The following is a 15,555-nucleotide window of genomic DNA, read 5'->3' on the forward strand; positions in this document are numbered from 1 at the left end:
GTCACTGTCCCAGCCGTTCGAGAAGCGCCGGCACGTGCACCTGGTCGGCCTTGTAGTTGCCGGTCAGCACGTACATCACGATGTTGACCCCCGCCCGGTAGGCGAATTCGCGCTGTGCCGGGTCGGCGGAATCGGTGGGGAACACGAACATGCCCGAATCGTCCACCGCCCAGGCGGAGGCGAAGTCGTTCGAGGTGATCATGATGGAGGACACCCCGTCACCGGCGCTCGCCGGGCGCGCCTCGGCCTCATCGCCGCGCAGGCTGGCCTCCACCCAAAGGTCGGAGCCGGTGCGCCGGCCGGGAAAGTCGTCGAGGAGATAGAACGCCTTGGTCAGCACATGGTCGGCCGGCACCGGCTCCAGCGGCGCGATGTCGAGATCGGCCAGAATGTCGCGCAGGCGCCGCTGCCCCGCCGAAACGGTGCCGCCCAGCGCGTTCATCTCGTTGTCCTCCACATCGAAAAGCACCGTGCCGCCCTGCTTCATATAGGCGTCGATCCGGCTGATGGCGGCCTGGCTCGGCATCTGCGCGGCGGGGTCCACCGGCCAGTAGATCACGGGGAAGAAGGACAATTCGTCCGTCTCCAGATCCACTTCCATCGGCTCGCCCGGCTCCAGCGCCGTCTTGGCGGCGATGAAGCGGGAAAGGCCGGTGAGCCCTTGCCGCGAGATCTCGTCCCGCGCCCCGTCGCCGGTCTGCACATAGGCCAGGTGCGTGGCGGTGGTGGCGGCCAGCGCGCGGGCTGTGTCGACCTCGCCGAACTCCTGCGCCTGCGCCTGTCCGCCGGCCGCGAGCACGCAGGCCAGCGCCAGCACCGGCAGCGCGGCCGCGCCGCGCGGGCCGAGCCGGCGGCGCATGCGCGAGAAGCCGCCGTGCAGCCACAGGAGCGCGGCGGCGTCGAGCGCGAAAAGGGCAAGGGCGGCGAGGAGGAGGGCGGGTTTCAGGTCGGTGGAATCCATCAATCCGTAGGAAAGGCTCGTGGCGCCCGCGGCCGCCTCGGCGGGGAAGGGGGCCAGCGTGTCGCCCTCCTCGAACAGGTTGAGCGCGCGAAAGCCCAGGTCGCTTCCGTAGAGGCCCGGCGGGTTGGCGTTGTCGGCGGGCGTGCGCACGCCCGCCTCGATGACGAGAGGGCGCGTGGAGGACGCTGGCATCGTCATCAGCCCGCTCGCGTCGAGCGCGCGATAGGGCGCGAGCTGGCCGCTGGCCGGCGCCGCCGCCCCCGAGCGCGACAGGGCGACGATGCGCCGGAGCATCTCCACGAAGGTGCCGGAAAGCGGCAGGTTGGACCAGCTTGCGTCGGCGGCGGTGTGGACCAGCACCACCGTTCCCGCGCCGCGCGCGGCGGCGGTGACGATGGGCGTTCCGTCCGAGAGGTTCGCCCAGACCTGATGGTCGAGCGTGGCCGAGGGCTCGGCCAGAACCTGGCGCGTCACCGTCACGTCCGGCGGCACGGCAAGGCCGGCGAACGGGCTTTCGCCCGGCATGGGCGCGAAGGGCTGGGGCTGCGACCAGGACATCGCCCCGCCGAGCTGCCGCTCGCCCGCGCGCAGGCGCACGGGCACCAGCGTATCCTCGCCCACGCTGGCGGCCAGGCGCGGCCCGGCGAAGCGCAGGAGGATGCCGCCCTCCGCCACGAAGCCCTCCAGCGCCTCATGCACCGCGCCCGGCAGAACGCCGATATCGGCGAGGATCACCACCGAGGGCCCTTCCTCCAGAAGGCGCGGCACGGAGACGGAAAGATTGGCGCTGCCCGCGCGTTCCACGTCGGCGAAGGGCTCGATGGCCCGTGTGATGTAGTTCAGCGGCGAGAGCAGGGGCTGGCCGAGATCGGAGGCCTCGCCGGAGATCACCGCCACCTTGCGGCGGCGGAAGCTGTCGTCCACGAGGCGAACCTCGGCGGCGTTCGCAAAGCCCTCCGCTTCGATGCGGGCGATGTCGTTGCGCAGTTCCACCGGCACCTCGAAGCGCGCCGCGCCCTGCGTGTCGCCGGCCGGAAAGCTGAGCTCGGCCCGGCCGATCTCGCGGCCCTGCGCGTCGAGAAGCCGGAGAGGGCGCGACAGCCCCGTGGCGCCGGGCGGGCGGGTGGCGCTCACCGCCAGCGCGTCGCCGGCATTCTCGGCGCCCGTCAGGGCGATGAGCCCGTCGGTGGAGGGGCGGAACAGGACAGTCTGCGCGGGGCCGAGCGCGGCAAGGGCCGCGCCTGCCTCGGCGGTGCCGGGCGAATCGAGCCCGTCCGTCAGGAGTGCCAGGCTGGGCGCGGCGCCGCCCGCCAGCGCCGTCGAAAGGCGCTCGGCGGCGGCGAGCCGGTCCACCGGCACGGGAAGCGGGCCGGCGGCGGCCAGCCGCTCCAGCGCGGCGGCGGCCTCGATCGGCGTCGCGTCGCCGGCCGGGTCGGCCGAGAAGGCGAGGGCGACGGGGCGCCCCTGGTCGGCCGCCTCCCGGATCAGCGCCTCGGCGGCGGCCGTCCTCTCGTCCCAATCCCCCGCGCTTGCCCAGCCATTGTCCATGAGAATGGCAAGCGGCCCGTCGCCCGCCAGCGCGTTCTCGCGCGGGTTGAGGATGGGGGCGGCGAGCGCGAAGATGATCGCGGCGGCCAGGAGAAGGCGCAGGAGCGTGAGCCACCAGGGGCTGCGCGCGGGCGTCTCCTCGCGCTTGACGATCCGCTCCAGGATACGCCACGGCGGGAAGGCTTCCGTCTGCGGCCGAGGCGGCGTGAGGCGCAGCAGCCACCAGATCGCCGGCAGGGCCAGGAGCCCGGCCAGGATCAGCGGCGCGCCGAAGGACAGGCCGCCCATCAGCCCCGGCCCCCTGCCGCCGCCGGCGCGCCGGAGAGGCGGCCGTGCAGGGCCACCAGCGCCTCGGAGGCCAGCCTGTCGGTGCGGTGGGGCGTGAAGCTCCAGCCGAGCCGGCGGCAATGCTCGGCCAGGTGCTCGCGCCGGGCGTGGAAGAGCCGGCGATAGTCCTGCGCCAGCGTTTCGGCGCGCCCCGCCGTCAGCCGCGCGCCGCTTTCGGGGTCGCGAAACTCGGTGCGCCCGGTGAAGGGGAAGTCTTCCTCGGCCGGGTCGAACACCTGCACGAGGTGGCCGCGCACGCCCGAGCGGGCAAGGCGGTCGATGCGGGCGGTCGTCTCCTCGACGGGATCGAGGAAGTCGCCAATGGCGACGAACTCGCAATGCCGCTTCAGGCGCTCGGTGGCGGGAAAGCCGCCGGCCGGGCGGGCCGTGACAAGCGCGGCGGCGATCCGCTCGGCCGCGTTGCGGGCCGAGACGGGGTCCAGAACGCCGGGATAGCCGATCCGCTCGCCCGAGCGCGCGAGAAGCTCGGCCAGCGCCAGCGCCAGCACGAGCGCGCGCGATTCCTTGGAAACGCCGGCGCCGGCGGATTTGTAGAGCATGGACGGGGAGGGGTCGGCCCACAGCCACACGGTCTGCGCCGCCTCCCATTCGCGGTCGCGCAGGTAGACATGGTCGTCGCGGGCCGAGCGCCGCCAGTCGATGCGCGACACCGGCTCGCCGTCCACGAAGGGGCGGAACTGCCAGAAATTCTCGCCCTGGCCCCGCCGCCGCCGCCCGTGCCAGCCCGCCGTCACGCTCGCCACGATGCGCTGCGATTCCACCAGCAGGTCGGGCAACAGGCCCGCGTGCCGGCGCGCGCGGCCGAGCGCCTCGGGGCCGGGCGTGACATCCGTGATCGAGCCGATCGAGGCCATGAGCGAGCCCGCCCCTTAGATCGCGCGCGACAGCCGGCCGACCACGTCGCGCACATGGACGCCCTCGGCGCGGGCGGAGAAGTTCAGCGCCATGCGGTGCTGGAGGATCGGCTCGGCCAGTGCCTTCACGTCGTCGATGGAGGGGGCGAGGCGCCCGTCATAGAGGGCGCGGGCGCGCACGCAGGTCATCAGCGCCTGGCTGGCGCGCGGTCCCGGGCCCCAGGCGACATGCGCGTCCGTCTCGGCCGAGCCGTGCCCGGGCCGGGCGGAGCGCACGAGGGCGAGGATCGCCTCCACCACGGTGTCGCTCACCGGCATCCGGCGCACCAGGAGCTGGATCTCGCGCAGGCGCTCCGCGCTCATCACCGGCTCCGCCTTGTCCTCCTTCGCGCCCGTGGTCGCCAGCAGGATGCGCCGCTCGGCCTCGATGTCGGGATAGGCGACGTCGATCTGCATCAGGAAGCGGTCGAGCTGGGCCTCGGGCAGGGGATAGGTGCCTTCCTGCTCCAGCGGGTTCTGCGTCGCCAAAACGTGGAAGGGTGCGGGCAGGTCGTGGCGCTCGCCGGCCACCGTCACGTGGTATTCCTGCATGGCCTGGAGCAGGGCGGACTGCGTGCGCGGCGAGGCGCGGTTGATCTCGTCGGCCATCAGGAGCTGGGCGAAGACGGGCCCCTTCACGAAGCGGAAGGAGCGGCGTCCGCTCTCGTCCTGATCCATCACCTCCGTGCCCACGATGTCGGAGGGCATCAGGTCCGGCGTGAACTGGATGCGGCGCGCGTCGAGGCCGAGCGCCGTGCCCAGCGTCTCCACCAGCTTGGTCTTGGCAAGGCCCGGCACGCCCACCAGCAGCGCATGGCCGCCCGCCAGGATCGCGATGAGGCTCTGCTCCACCACCGTCTCCTGCCCGAAGATGACGCGCCCCACCGAGCGGCGCACATCGGCGATGTCGGACAGGGCCCGTTCGGCAAGGCCCACCATCGCGTCGGCGTCGAGCGTCTGGGTCTGCGGCTCGAGGATCGTCATGGCGGTTCTCCGTCGGAAGGGCGGCGAGGCGGCGGGCCGGCCGCCGGCGCCATGAAATCGCCCGGAGGCGCGGATGGCAAGCGTGGATCGGGGAACTATCTGGTGACTGGCAAGGCCGGCCAAAATAAGACTGCTCCGGCCCGCTCCCCCTTCCGGGAAGCGCGGACGATCAAGGACTTGTCATAGAAGCTTCGGCAAGGAGTGCAATTGGACGAGGAGAATCAGGCAGGCGCGGCGCACGAGCCGGGGGCGGGTCTGGCGGCCCTTCTGGCGCGAGCCGAGCGGGCCGGCAGGCAGGCGCCCCCGGTGGAGCGCTGGCACCCGGCGCGCTGCGGCGCCATCGACATGGTCATCCGCGCCGACGGAAGCTGGATGCACGAGGGTGCGCCTATCCGCCGCGAGGCTCTGGTGCGCCTGTTCTCCAGCGTCCTGCGCAAGGACGAGGACGGCACGACCTATCTGGTGACGCCCGCCGAGATGCTCTCGATCACCGTGGAGGACGCCCCCTTCCTGGCGGTGGAAATGAATCGCGCGACAAGGGGATGCGAGCCGGCGCTCACCTTCCGCACGAATGTGGGCGACGTGGTGGAGGCGGGCCCCGACCACCCCCTGCGCTTCCCGGCAGCGGGCGGAGCCTTCCGGCCCTATCTTCACGTTCGCGGCCGGCTGGAGGCGCGCCTGACGCGCCCGCTCGCGCTGGAACTGGCCGATTGCATCGAGTGGGAGGGGGAGGCCGCCTTCATCCGCTCGCGCGGCGCGCGCTTTCCCCTGCCGCCGGAAGCCTTCGCCGACCATGGCTGAGGCTTCCATACTGACGGGCGAGGATTTTCGCCGCCGCGTCCTGGCGCGGGGCGGCGAGCGGCTGGAGGAGGACCATGGCGACCATGTCCTCAATCCCGACCTCGACCAGCTTCTCGAAAGGGCCGGCGCGCGCGAGGCGGCGGTGCTCGTGCCCGTGGTGGACAGGCCGGAGGGCGCGCAGATCATCCTGACGACGCGTGCCCGCAGCCTGCGCAAGCATTCGGGGCAGGTGGCCTTTCCCGGCGGCTCCATCGACCCGCAGGACGCCTCGCCGGAGGCGGCGGCCCTGCGCGAGGCGCGAGAGGAGATCGACCTCGACCCCGCCTTCGTCGATCCGGTCGGCCGCCTGCCGCGCTACGTCACCACCACGGGCTTCCGCATCACGCCGGTGCTGGCCGTGGTGCGGCCCGGCTTCTCCCTGCGTCCCGACCCCGCCGAGGTGGAGGATGCCTTCGAGGTGCCGCTCGCCTTCCTGATGGACAAGGCCAACCATGCGCGGGAAAGCCGTGTATGGCAGGGGCGCGAACGGCATTATTACGTGATGCCCTTCGGCGAGCGCTTCATCTGGGGCGTGACGGCCGGCATCCTGCGCACTCTCTACGAAAGGCTCTATGCATGACCCATCGGATCGAGGCCGAATGGCTCGGCGATCCGCTTCTCCAGCGGGTTCTCTCCATCCTCGGGCGCGACGGGGAGGAGGCGCGGATCGTCGGCGGGGCGGTGCGCAATCATCTGATGGGCCACCCCATCACCGATGTGGACATCGCCACCACGGCGCTGCCGGAGACGGTGATCGAGCGCGGGCGGGAGGCGGGCTTCAAGCCGGTGCCCACCGGCGTCGAGCACGGCACGGTCACGCTGGTGGCGGAGGGTCGGCCCTTCGAGGTCACGACCCTGCGGCAGGACCGCGAGACGGACGGCCGCCATGCCACCGTGCTGTTCGGCCGCGACTGGAAGGCGGACGCCGAGCGGCGCGACTTCACCGTCAACGCGCTCTACTGCGATGGCGAGGGCCATGTGCTCGATCTGGTGGGCGGGCTCGCCGACATCGCCACGCGCACCGTGCGCTTCATCGGCGATCCGGCGGCGCGCATCGAGGAAGACTATTTGCGCATCCTGCGCTTCTACCGCTTCTTCGCCTGGTACGGCTCCGGCCGGCCGGACGCCGAAGGCATCCGCGCCACCACGCGGCTGAAGGGGGGCCTGTCGCGCCTGTCCGCCGAGCGTGTCTGGGCCGAGCTGAAGAAGCTGCTCGCCGCGCCCGATCCCTCCCGCGCGCTCCTGTGGATGCGCCAGACCGGGATCCTCACTGCGATCCTCCCCGAATCGGAGCGTTGGGGCATCGATGCGATCCACGGCCTCGTCGCGAGCGAAGCGGCGCGGGGCTGGGTGCCGGACGCGCTCCTGCGCCTGATGGCGATCGTGCCGCCCGACGAGGCACGCATGGTGGAGCTGGCCCGGCGCCTGCGCCTCTCCAACGCCGAACGCGATCGCCTCACCGCCTTCGCGATGACGCCGCCGCTGAATGCCGACACAGACGACGCCGCCCTGCGCGCCGCCCTCTATTTCGGCGAGCCGCGCGGCGTCCGCGACCGTCTGGCGCTGGCGCTGGCCGGCTCGGATGCGAAGGGCGCGCTGGAGGAGACCGCCGCTCTGGCGCGCCAGTTAGAGGCTGCCGCCAGCTTCCGCAAACCCCGCCTGCCCGTGAGCGGCGCGGATCTGACCGCCGCGGGGCTGGAGCCGGGGCCCGATTTCGGCCGCTCCCTCAAGCGCCTGGAAGCCGACTGGGTTTCCAGCGGCTTCACGCTCGACCGCGCCGCGCTTCTCTCGAGGCTCTGAGGACCGGCAATAAAAAACGGGCCGCCGGGGCCCGTTTTCGTTCGGCGTTTCAAAGAGCGCGCAAGCGCTCAATGCGCGGTTGCGGCTTCCGTCGTGGCCAGCCGGAATGCATCCATCATGGAGGGGGTGATTCGCTCTACGCCCAGTTGCTTGGCCTGGATAACGGCCTTGCGAATGAGGTCCGCCTGGCTCTCGGCGCGAATGACGCGGTCGCATCCAGGAATGACACCAGCACAGTTGAGTTCGTACATGTCTGCCTCCCAGTGATCATTAACGTCTCTGTTGAAAAGATGGCGCGGTCAACTTGTATTTCAATGCGTAACCATCAATTCATCGCGCGTGAACGGGCGTGTTTCGCCGGCCCTACGGCCAGCGCACCACGGGCGGCATGGAAGAGAGGATCGACTGCACGTTGCCGCCCGTCTTCAGGCCGAAGAGCGTGCCCCGGTCGTAGAGGAGGTTGTACTCCACATAGCGCCCGCGCCGGATGAGCTGCTCCTCGCGCTCGGCCTCGTTCCAGGGCGTTGCGGCGTTCTGGCGAACGAGGTGCGGGTAGACGACGAGGAAGGCCTTGCCGACATCCTTGGTGAAGGCGAAATCGGCTTCCCAGCCGCCCTTCTCCTCCGGCGAGTGCAGCCAGTCGTAGAAGATGCCGCCCACGCCCCGGGGCTCGTTGCGGTGGGGCAGGAAGAAATATTCGTCGCACCAGTCCTTGTAGGCCTGGTGGTCCGCGACCTGCGAATGGCGGTCGCACACGAACTTCATCGCCTTGTGGAAGCCCACCGTGTCGCGGTCCTCCTGGTTGCGCCGCGCGTCGAGCATGGGGGTCAGGTCCGCCCCGCCGCCGAACCACTGGCCGGACGTCACCACCATGCGGGTGTTCATGTGCACGGCGGGCACGTGAGGGTTGCGCGTATGGGCGATGAGCGAGATGCCCGACGCCCAGAAGGTGCGGTCCTCCGAGGTGCCGGGAATCTGCTTGGCGAAATCCTCCGAAAGCTGGCCGAAGACGGTGGAGGTGTGCACGCCCACCTTCTCGAAGACGCGCCCGTGCATCATGGACATCACGCCGCCGCCGCCATCCTCGCCGCGATTCCAAGGCGTGCGCTCGAAGCGCCCGGCGGGTAGCCCGTCTTCGCCGCCGAACTCGTCCTCGAGCTCCTCGAAGGCGAGCAGGATCTTGTCGCGCAGCGTCTCGAACCAGATCCGGGCGCGCTCCTTCTTCTCCTCGATGTTCTCCGGCAGTCCTTTCGGCAGTTCGGGACGTTCCATCGTGCGCCTTCTCCAGGTTCTCCAAGCCGCCAAGCCCTTTCGAGCCCGCCTGTCCGGCAATGGCATGGCTCTGTCTGGAGAATGGGGCGCGGCGCGATTCGTCAAGTGCGCCGGGCGGCGTTATCTTGCCACACAGCCCTTCCGCATCCCGAGAGTTGCGCCGATGCCCTCCCTTCCGCCCCCGCCGCTGGAAAGCCTCCGCCGCCGCCTGCGCCAGGACAAGGCGCGCGCCCCGGCCGCTCCGCGCGGCGGGGCGGACAGCTTCCTGCGCGAGACCTTCACGCTCCCGCGCGAGGCCGCCCGCGCCAAGGCGCGCGAATGGTTCGAGCTCTATCCGAAGGCCGCCTACTGGACCGAGGTCGAAAGCTGGCGGCTCCTGCCCGGCGGCGAGGTCGAATTCACCATGCGCCGCCTGCCGAGCGCGGATTGAGGGCGTCAGTCTGCCGCAGCGCTTCTCCGGCGGCCATGGCGGCGCTGAGGGCGAGGTTCAGGCTGCGTGCGCCCGGGGCCATGGGGATGGTCACGCGCGCATCGGCGCTCTCGTGCACGTGGTCCGGCACGCCCGCGCTCTCGCGCCCGAACAGGAGCACGTCGTCGGGCCGGAAGGCGAAGTCCAGATAGCTCGTTCGTGCCTTGGTGGTGAACAGCACCAGTCGCCGGCCTGAGGACCGGCGCGTGGCCTCGAAGGTGGCCAGATCGAGATGGCGCACCAGCCGCGCCGTTTCCAGATAGTCCATGCCCGCCCGTTTCAGCGCGCGCCCGGACAGGTCGAACCCGGCCGGCTCGATGATCTCGATATCGATGGAAAGGCAAGCGCCGAGCCGCAGGAGCGTGCCCGTGTTGCCGGCGATGTCGGGCTGGTAAAGGGCGATGGAAAGCGTCATCCGGGCGTGATAGCCGGGCAGGGGCTCGGCGCAAAGATGGCGCGGCCTGGATGAAACCTCGGCGCCCCCGGCCTATATCGGGCGCCTCGCCCGTTCATGGCCGGCGCCGGGGCACGGCACCTGTCGGCAGCCCTTCATGGGAAGAATACATGTTCGCTTTCTTTGAGCGGCTCGTCGATCCGTTCCCCCTGGAGCGGCCCAAAAGCCCGCCTGCCGCCTTCTGGCCCTTCGTCTGGCACTATTGCCGCCCCATCTGGCCGCTGCTCGCCTTCATGGCGGTCACGTCGGCGGCGATCTCCATCGTCGAGGTCTCGCTCTTCGGCTTTCTCGGCACCATCGTCGACTGGCTGGGCGGGGCCTCGCGCGAGACCTTCCTGGCCGAGGAGGGCTGGCGGCTCGCCTTCATGGGCTTCGTCGTCCTCCTGGCCCTGCCGGGGCTCGTCTTCCTGCATTCGCTGATCTCGATCCAGGCGCTGTTCGGCAATTTCCCGATGCGCTTTCGCTGGAGCGTGCACAACTGGCTGCTCGACCAGTCGCTCGGCTTCTTCCAGGACGAGTTCGCCGGCCGCATCTCCACCAAGCTGATGCAGACCGCGCTCGCCCTGCGCGAGACGGTGATCAAGCTCGTCGACGTGATGCTTTACGTCGTCGTCTATTTCGCCGGCATCGTCTTCCTGGTGGCGGCGGCCGACTGGCAGTTGGCGCTGCCCTTCGCCGGCTGGCTGGTGCTCTATGTCCTGATGATGCGCTATTTCATCCCGCGCCTGATGGTGGTGGCCGAGCGGCAGGCCGACGCGCGCGCCCTGATGACCGGGCGCGTGGTGGACGCCTACGCCAATATCGGCACGGTCAAGCTCTTCGCGCACACGCAGCGCGAGGCGGACCATGCGCGCCGCTCGATGGGCTCCTTCCTCGCCACCGTCTACGGCCAGGGCCGCCTCATCACCGGCTACTACGTCTGCCTCCATCTCCTGAACGCGCTTCTGCTCTTCGCCGTGGGGGCGCTCGGCATAGGCCTGTGGCTGGGCGAACTCATCAGCATCGGTGCCATCGCGGTGGCCATCGGCCTCGTCCTGCGCCTTCACGGCATGTCGCAATGGATCATGTGGGAGGTCTCGGCGCTGTTCGAGAATATCGGCACCATCCGCGACGGCATCGCCAGCTTCACCATGCCGGTGGCGCTGGAGGACGCGCCGGACGCCGAGCCCCTGCGGGTGGAGAAGGGCGAGGTGCGCTTCGAGAATGTCGGCTTCGCCTATGGCGCCGCCAAGCCGCATCGCGCCGCCGGGCCGGTGGTGGACGGCTTCGACCTGACCATCGCGCCGGGCGAGAAGATCGGCCTCGTCGGGCGCTCGGGCGCAGGCAAGTCCACGCTGCTCAACCTCCTGCTGCGCTTCTACGACGTGCAGTCCGGCGCCATCCTCATCGACGGGCAGGACATCCGCCGCGTCACCCAGTCCTCGCTGCGCTCGCAGATCGGCATGGTCACGCAGGACACCTCGCTCCTCCACCGCACCATCGGCGAGAACATCCTCTATGGCCGGCCGGATGCGAGCGAGGAGGATGTGCGCCACGCCCTGCGGCGCGCCGAGGCGGAGGGCTTCGTGGAGGAGCTGACCGACCGGGAGGGCAGGAGCGGCCTGGAGGCCGAGGTCGGCGAGCGCGGCGTCAAGCTCTCGGGCGGCCAGCGCCAGCGCATCGCCATCGCGCGCGTGATGCTGAAGGACGCGCCGATACTGCTTCTCGACGAGGCCACGTCCGCGCTCGATTCCGAGGTGGAGGCGGCGATCGCGGAGAATCTCTATCGCCTGATGGAGGGCAAGACCGTCATCGCCGTCGCGCACCGTCTCTCCACCATCGCAGCGCTCGACCGCCTCGTCGTGCTCGACAAGGGCCGCATCGTGGAGGAGGGGCCCCATTCCGAACTCCTGGCCAAAGGCGGGCTCTACGCACAGCTCTGGAGCCGGCAGGTGGGCGGCTTCCTGCCGGAGGAGGCCGACGGCGCCCCCGAGGGGCTCGCGGCTCGATGAGCTGGTCGTTCCTGAAGCGCTTCGAGGGGCTGGTCCATCCGTTCGGCGACGCCGGGGGCGAGAGCGACATCCGGCGCGTGGGCGCGCTGGAGCCGCTGCCGCGCGAGGCCAACCGCTTCATCTGGCACTTCGCGGCCCAGGCGAAATGGCCCTTCGTGGCGCTGCTCGTCACCGGCGCGCTGACGGGCATCGTGGAGGCCGCGCTCTATGCCGGCGTGGGCTGGGTGGTGGACGCGCTGGAGCGCTCCTCGCCGCAGAGCCTGTTCGCCGACCACGGGCTGCTCCTCCTCGGCCTCGCCGTGATGACGCTGTTCGCGCGCACGGCGGTGCTTTTCGGCGCGACGGTGCTGGAACAGCAGGTGCTGGTGCCTTCCTTCTACAACCGCATCCGCTGGCAGTCCTATCGCCGGCTGATGGACCAGTCCTACACTTTCTTCCAGAACGACTTCGCCGGGCGCATCTCGCAAAAGGTGCAGCAGGTGGGCGAGGCGACGGGCGATTTCATCATCACGCTTCTCCAGACCTTCTGGAGCTTCATCACCTTCGCCGTGCTCACCGTGGCGATCCTGGGCGCGATGGACCCGTGGATGGGCGCGGTGCTGGCGCTGTGGACGCTGGGCTACGCGTGGATCGTGCGCGAGCTTCTGCCGCGCATCCGCCGCACGGGCCGCGCGGCGGCCGATGCGCGCTCCGTGGTGGCCGGCCGCGTGGTGGACAGCTTCACCAACATCCTGTCGGTGAAGCTGTTCGATACCGAGCGGCGGCAGGACGCCTTCGTGCGCGACGGTTTCGCCCACTCGCTGGAGGCCACCCGCGCCATGACGCGGGCCATCTCGGCGGTGCGCGTGGCCGTCTCCATCCTCAACGGCCTGATGATGACGGCGATCGGCGCCATCGCGGTGCTCTCCTGGCGGGCCGGCGGCATGTCCGCCGGCGACGTCGCCACCGCGCTCGGCCTCATCCTGCGGCTCAACCAGATGTCCGGCTGGATGATGTTCAACATCAATGGCCTGGTGCGCAATTACGGCACCATCCAGGACGCGGTGGCCACCGTCTCCGCGCCTCCGGCCCTCACCGACGCGCGGGACGCCGAGGCGCTGCCGCGCGCCGAGGGGCGCATCGAGTATCGCGGCGTCTCCTTCCATTACGGCAAGGGGGGCGGCATCATCGACGATTTCTCCCTCCTCATCCGCCCGGGCGAGAAGGTGGGGCTCGTCGGCCGCTCGGGATCGGGCAAGACGACGCTCGTCAACCTGCTGCTGCGCCTCTATGCGGTGGAAGGCGGGGCGATCCTCGTGGACGGGCGCGACATCGCCACGGTCACGCAGGCCTCCCTGCGCGCGCAGATCGGCGTGGTCACGCAGGACACCTCCCTTCTCCACCGCTCGATCCGCGACAACATCGCCTACGGCCGCCCGGACGCGACCGAAGGAGAGATCGAGGCGGCGGCGCGCCGCGCCAACGCGCTGGACTTCATCGCCGAGCTTCGCGACCCGCATGGCCGCAGCGGCTTCGACGCACATGTGGGCGAGCGCGGCATCAAGCTCTCGGGCGGCCAGCGCCAGCGCATCGCCATCGCCCGCGTGCTTTTGAAGAACGCCCCCATCCTCGTCCTCGACGAGGCGACGGCCGCGCTCGATTCGGAGGTCGAGGCGGCCATCAACGAGAATCTGGACGCGATGATGGAGGGCAAGACGGTGATCGCCATCGCCCACCGCCTGTCCACGATCGCGCATCTGGAGCGCCTGGTGGTGATCGATCGCGGCCGCATCGTGGAGGATGGCGCCCACGCCGAACTCGTGCGCGCCGGCGGGCTCTACGCCCGCCTCTGGGCCCGCCAGTCCGGCGGCTTCATCGCCAGCGGCGCCGCCGCCGAATGAGGCGCAGGGGCGCGCCGCCTTTGCAACGCCTCGTTGGATATTGTCGCCTGTTCTCGCCCTAGTCTGGACAAGTTCCAAGTCGGCGCTTAGTAAAAACGCCGGGATGGACTGGCTCCGCGCTCCGGTTGGCGCCTAAGGCGTTGTGCGGCTGTACGGGTTTCGTCCGCCCGTGTCTCAGGGGGCTGCGTACGCCCCGGCGACCTTCAAGGAGCGTCCATTCCCGTGAGCGTCAACCATTCGGACGAACCCACCCGCCGCGATTTCCTCTTCATCGCCACCGGCGCCGCCGGTGCGGTGGGCGCCGCGGCCGCCCTCTGGCCCTTCATCGACCAGATGAACCCGGACGCCGGCACGCTGGCGCTGGCGCAGGTGGACGTGGACGTAAGCCAGATCGCGGAGGGCCAGTCGGTCACGGCGCGCTGGCGCGGGCGGCCGGTCTTCATCCGGCACCGCACGGCGGCCGAAATCGAGGAGGGCAGGGGCGTCGATCCCGCATCGCTGCCCGACCCCGTCGCGCGCAACGAGAACCTTTCGCCCGACGCGCCGGCCACCGACGAGAACCGCGCCGCCGAGGGAGCCGAGCAGTGGCTGGTGATGGTGGGCGTGTGCACGCATCTGGGCTGCGTGCCGCTCGGCCAGTCGGGCGACTACAATGGCTGGTTCTGCCCGTGCCACGGCTCGCATTACGACACGGCCGGGCGCATCCGCTCGGGCCCCGCGCCACGGAACATGGACGTTCCGGTTTTCGAGTTCATTTCCGAATCCACCGTTCGCATCGGCTGAGGGGGCGCCGTCAAACATGTCTGGCCATTCGACTTACGTTCCCTCCGCCGGAATCATGCGCTGGCTCGACGCGCGCCTGCCCCTGCCGCGGCTCGTCTATGACAGTTTCGTGGCCTATCCGGTCCCGCGAAACCTGAATTACGCCTATACGTTCGGCGGCATCCTGGCGCTCTTCCTGGTCATCCAGATCCTGACGGGCGTCGTGCTCGCCATGCACTACGCCGCCTCCACGCAGCTCGCCTTCGGCTCGGTGGAGCGCATCATGCGCGACGTGAACTGGGGCTGGATGTTGCGCTACATGCACGCCAACGGCGCCTCCTTCTTCTTCGTCGCCGTCTACCTGCATATCGCGCGCGGCCTCTATTACGGCTCCTACAAGGCGCCGCGCGAGATCCTGTGGATTCTCGGCGTCGTCATCTTCCTCCTGATGATGGCCACCGCCTTCATGGGCTACGTCCTGCCCTGGGGGCAGATGTCCTTCTGGGGCGCGACGGTGATCACCTCGTTCTTCACCGCCTTCCCCATTGTCGGCCAGCCCATCCAGACGCTGCTCCTGGGCGGCTTCTCGGTGGACAACGCCACGCTGAACCGCTTCTTCTCGCTGCATTACCTGCTGCCCTTCATGATCGCGGGCGTGGCGGGGCTGCATGTCTGGGCGCTGCACGTCACAGGGCAGACCAACCCGACGGGGGTAGACGTCAAGAGCGAGAAGGACACCGTTCCCTTCACGCCCCACGCCACGGTGAAGGACGGGTTCGCGATGATCGTGTTCCTGGCCGCCTACGCCTATTTCGTCTTCTACATGCCGAACTATCTCGGCCACGCGGACAACTACATCCCCGCCAACCCGCTGGTGACGCCCTCGCATATCGTGCCGGAATGGTACTTCCTGCCCTTCTACGCCATGCTGCGCGCCATCGATTTCGACATCGGCCCCATCTCCGCCCAGCTCGGCGGCGTGCTGGTGATGTTCGGCTCCATCATCATCCTGTTCTTCCTGCCCTGGCTCGACACCTCGCGCGTCCGGTCCACCTCCTACCGTCCGGTGTACCGGATCTTCTTCTGGATCTTCGTCGTCAACGCCATCTTCCTCGGCTGGCTCGGCTCGCGCCCCGCCGAGGGCATCTATCCGCTGCTCTCGCTGATCGGCACGATCTACTATTTCGGCCACTTCCTGATCGTGCTTCCGGTCCTGGGCCTCGTGGAGACGCCCCGGAAGCTTCCGAACTCGATCACCGAGGCCGTGCTCGCGCGGCACGGCGCAAGGTCCGCCCCCGCCGGCGCCGCCGCGGCTGCGGAGCACAAAGGCTGATGAAGCTCTCGAAGGAATCC

General features: G+C 69.9%; 14 protein-coding genes. 8 read left to right on the forward strand and 6 right to left on the reverse strand.

Annotated elements, in window-relative coordinates; translation table 11 throughout:
• Nucleotide 1 precedes the first annotated feature (1 nt).
• Genes J7654_RS09905 through J7654_RS09915 form a run of 3 tightly spaced genes read right to left on the reverse strand, consistent with a single transcriptional unit; the run spans nucleotide 2 to nucleotide 4,689 of the window.
• Entirely contained in the window at nucleotides 2–2,797 is a 2,796-nt protein-coding gene (locus J7654_RS09905) for a DUF4159 domain-containing protein (protein ID WP_209735748.1), read from the reverse strand.
• Nucleotides 2,797–3,711: a DUF58 domain-containing protein gene (locus J7654_RS09910; RefSeq protein ID WP_209735749.1), complete on the reverse strand. Its 915-nt coding sequence runs from the start codon at nucleotides 3,709–3,711 to the stop codon at nucleotides 2,797–2,799. Before J7654_RS09910 ends, J7654_RS09905 begins: the two co-directional genes overlap by 1 nt.
• A gap of 15 nt (nucleotides 3,712–3,726) precedes the next feature.
• On the reverse strand, nucleotides 3,727–4,689 hold the full coding sequence (locus tag J7654_RS09915; protein ID WP_377946335.1) for an AAA family ATPase: 963 nt from the start codon (nucleotides 4,687–4,689) through the stop codon (nucleotides 3,727–3,729).
• Between the two features lie 252 nt (nucleotides 4,690–4,941).
• On the opposite strand from J7654_RS09915, the gene J7654_RS09920 reads away from it, so the two are divergent.
• From J7654_RS09920 to J7654_RS09930, 3 genes are read left to right on the forward strand one after another with little or no spacing between them, the layout of a single operon-like run.
• Nucleotides 4,942–5,535 (forward strand): DUF1285 domain-containing protein, encoded by a 594-nt coding sequence (locus J7654_RS09920; RefSeq protein WP_209735751.1) that lies wholly within the window; start codon nucleotides 4,942–4,944, stop codon nucleotides 5,533–5,535.
• Complete coding sequence (locus J7654_RS09925) at nucleotides 5,528–6,154, forward strand: CoA pyrophosphatase (protein WP_209735752.1); 627 nt, start codon at nucleotides 5,528–5,530, stop codon at nucleotides 6,152–6,154. Before J7654_RS09920 ends, J7654_RS09925 begins: the two co-directional genes overlap by 8 nt.
• Nucleotides 6,151–7,374, forward strand: coding sequence for a CCA tRNA nucleotidyltransferase (locus J7654_RS09930; RefSeq protein WP_209735753.1), 1,224 nt, complete (start codon nucleotides 6,151–6,153; stop codon nucleotides 7,372–7,374). Before J7654_RS09925 ends, J7654_RS09930 begins: the two co-directional genes overlap by 4 nt.
• Nucleotides 7,375–7,442: 68 nt before the next feature.
• Here J7654_RS09930 and J7654_RS09935 read toward each other — a convergent pair whose 3' ends face one another.
• Both J7654_RS09935 and hemF read right to left on the reverse strand, forming a co-directional pair.
• A complete protein-coding gene (locus J7654_RS09935; RefSeq protein ID WP_209735754.1) occupies nucleotides 7,443–7,625 on the reverse strand; it encodes a DUF1059 domain-containing protein in 183 nt (60 codons plus the stop codon).
• A gap of 112 nt (nucleotides 7,626–7,737) precedes the next feature.
• Nucleotides 7,738–8,646 (reverse strand): oxygen-dependent coproporphyrinogen oxidase, encoded by a 909-nt coding sequence (gene hemF, locus J7654_RS09940; RefSeq protein WP_209735755.1) that lies wholly within the window; start codon nucleotides 8,644–8,646, stop codon nucleotides 7,738–7,740.
• A gap of 163 nt (nucleotides 8,647–8,809) precedes the next feature.
• Between hemF and J7654_RS09945 the strand changes: the two genes are divergently transcribed.
• Complete coding sequence (locus J7654_RS09945) at nucleotides 8,810–9,076, forward strand: hypothetical protein (protein WP_209735756.1); 267 nt, start codon at nucleotides 8,810–8,812, stop codon at nucleotides 9,074–9,076.
• Here J7654_RS09945 and J7654_RS09950 read toward each other — a convergent pair.
• Nucleotides 9,045–9,530: a tRNA (cytidine(34)-2'-O)-methyltransferase gene (locus J7654_RS09950; RefSeq protein ID WP_209735757.1), complete on the reverse strand. Its 486-nt coding sequence runs from the start codon at nucleotides 9,528–9,530 to the stop codon at nucleotides 9,045–9,047. The two genes, J7654_RS09945 and J7654_RS09950, sit on opposite strands and share 32 nt — an antisense overlap.
• A gap of 149 nt (nucleotides 9,531–9,679) precedes the next feature.
• On the opposite strand from J7654_RS09950, the gene J7654_RS09955 reads away from it, so the two are divergent.
• The 4 genes from J7654_RS09955 (at nucleotide 9,680) to J7654_RS09970 (ending at nucleotide 15,535) form a co-directional block, all read left to right on the forward strand.
• Complete coding sequence (locus J7654_RS09955) at nucleotides 9,680–11,560, forward strand: ABC transporter ATP-binding protein (RefSeq protein WP_209735758.1); 1,881 nt, start codon at nucleotides 9,680–9,682, stop codon at nucleotides 11,558–11,560.
• Nucleotides 11,557–13,440 (forward strand): ABC transporter ATP-binding protein, encoded by a 1,884-nt coding sequence (locus J7654_RS09960; RefSeq protein ID WP_209735759.1) that lies wholly within the window; start codon nucleotides 11,557–11,559, stop codon nucleotides 13,438–13,440. Before J7654_RS09955 ends, J7654_RS09960 begins: the two co-directional genes overlap by 4 nt.
• A gap of 222 nt (nucleotides 13,441–13,662) precedes the next feature.
• Nucleotides 13,663–14,223, forward strand: coding sequence for a ubiquinol-cytochrome c reductase iron-sulfur subunit (petA, locus tag J7654_RS09965; RefSeq protein ID WP_209735760.1), 561 nt, complete (start codon nucleotides 13,663–13,665; stop codon nucleotides 14,221–14,223).
• Nucleotides 14,224–14,239: 16 nt separating this feature from the next.
• On the forward strand, nucleotides 14,240–15,535 hold the full coding sequence (locus J7654_RS09970) for a cytochrome b (protein ID WP_209735761.1): 1,296 nt from the start codon (nucleotides 14,240–14,242) through the stop codon (nucleotides 15,533–15,535).
• Nucleotides 15,536–15,555: the final 20 nt, after the last annotated feature.

It is taken from the genome of Aureimonas populi, from assembly GCF_017815515.1.
Lineage (GTDB): Bacteria > Pseudomonadota > Alphaproteobacteria > Rhizobiales > Rhizobiaceae > Aureimonas > Aureimonas populi.

Bases quoted from the DNA above. Each gene is read 5' to 3' on its own strand.
- J7654_RS09905 (WP_209735748.1), bottom strand. From the start codon at position 2,797: ATGGGCGGCCTGTCCTTCGGCGCGCCGCTGATCCTGGCCGGGCTCCTG.
- J7654_RS09910 (WP_209735749.1), bottom strand. From the start codon at position 3,711: ATGGCCTCGATCGGCTCGATCACGGATGTCACGCCCGGCCCCGAGGCG.
- J7654_RS09915 (WP_377946335.1), bottom strand. From the start codon at position 4,689: ATGGTGGGCCTTGCCGAACGGGCCCTGTCCGACATCGCCGATGTGCGC.
- J7654_RS09925 (WP_209735752.1), top strand. From the start codon at position 5,528: ATGGCTGAGGCTTCCATACTGACGGGCGAGGATTTTCGCCGCCGCGTC.
- J7654_RS09930 (WP_209735753.1), top strand. From the start codon at position 6,151: ATGACCCATCGGATCGAGGCCGAATGGCTCGGCGATCCGCTTCTCCAG.
- J7654_RS09935 (WP_209735754.1), bottom strand. From the start codon at position 7,625: ATGTACGAACTCAACTGTGCTGGTGTCATTCCTGGATGCGACCGCGTC.
- hemF (WP_209735755.1), bottom strand. From the start codon at position 8,646: ATGGAACGTCCCGAACTGCCGAAAGGACTGCCGGAGAACATCGAGGAG.
- J7654_RS09945 (WP_209735756.1), top strand. From the start codon at position 8,810: ATGCCCTCCCTTCCGCCCCCGCCGCTGGAAAGCCTCCGCCGCCGCCTG.
- J7654_RS09950 (WP_209735757.1), bottom strand. From the start codon at position 9,530: ATGACGCTTTCCATCGCCCTTTACCAGCCCGACATCGCCGGCAACACG.
- J7654_RS09955 (WP_209735758.1), top strand. From the start codon at position 9,680: ATGTTCGCTTTCTTTGAGCGGCTCGTCGATCCGTTCCCCCTGGAGCGG.
- J7654_RS09960 (WP_209735759.1), top strand. From the start codon at position 11,557: ATGAGCTGGTCGTTCCTGAAGCGCTTCGAGGGGCTGGTCCATCCGTTC.
- J7654_RS09970 (WP_209735761.1), top strand. From the start codon at position 14,240: ATGTCTGGCCATTCGACTTACGTTCCCTCCGCCGGAATCATGCGCTGG.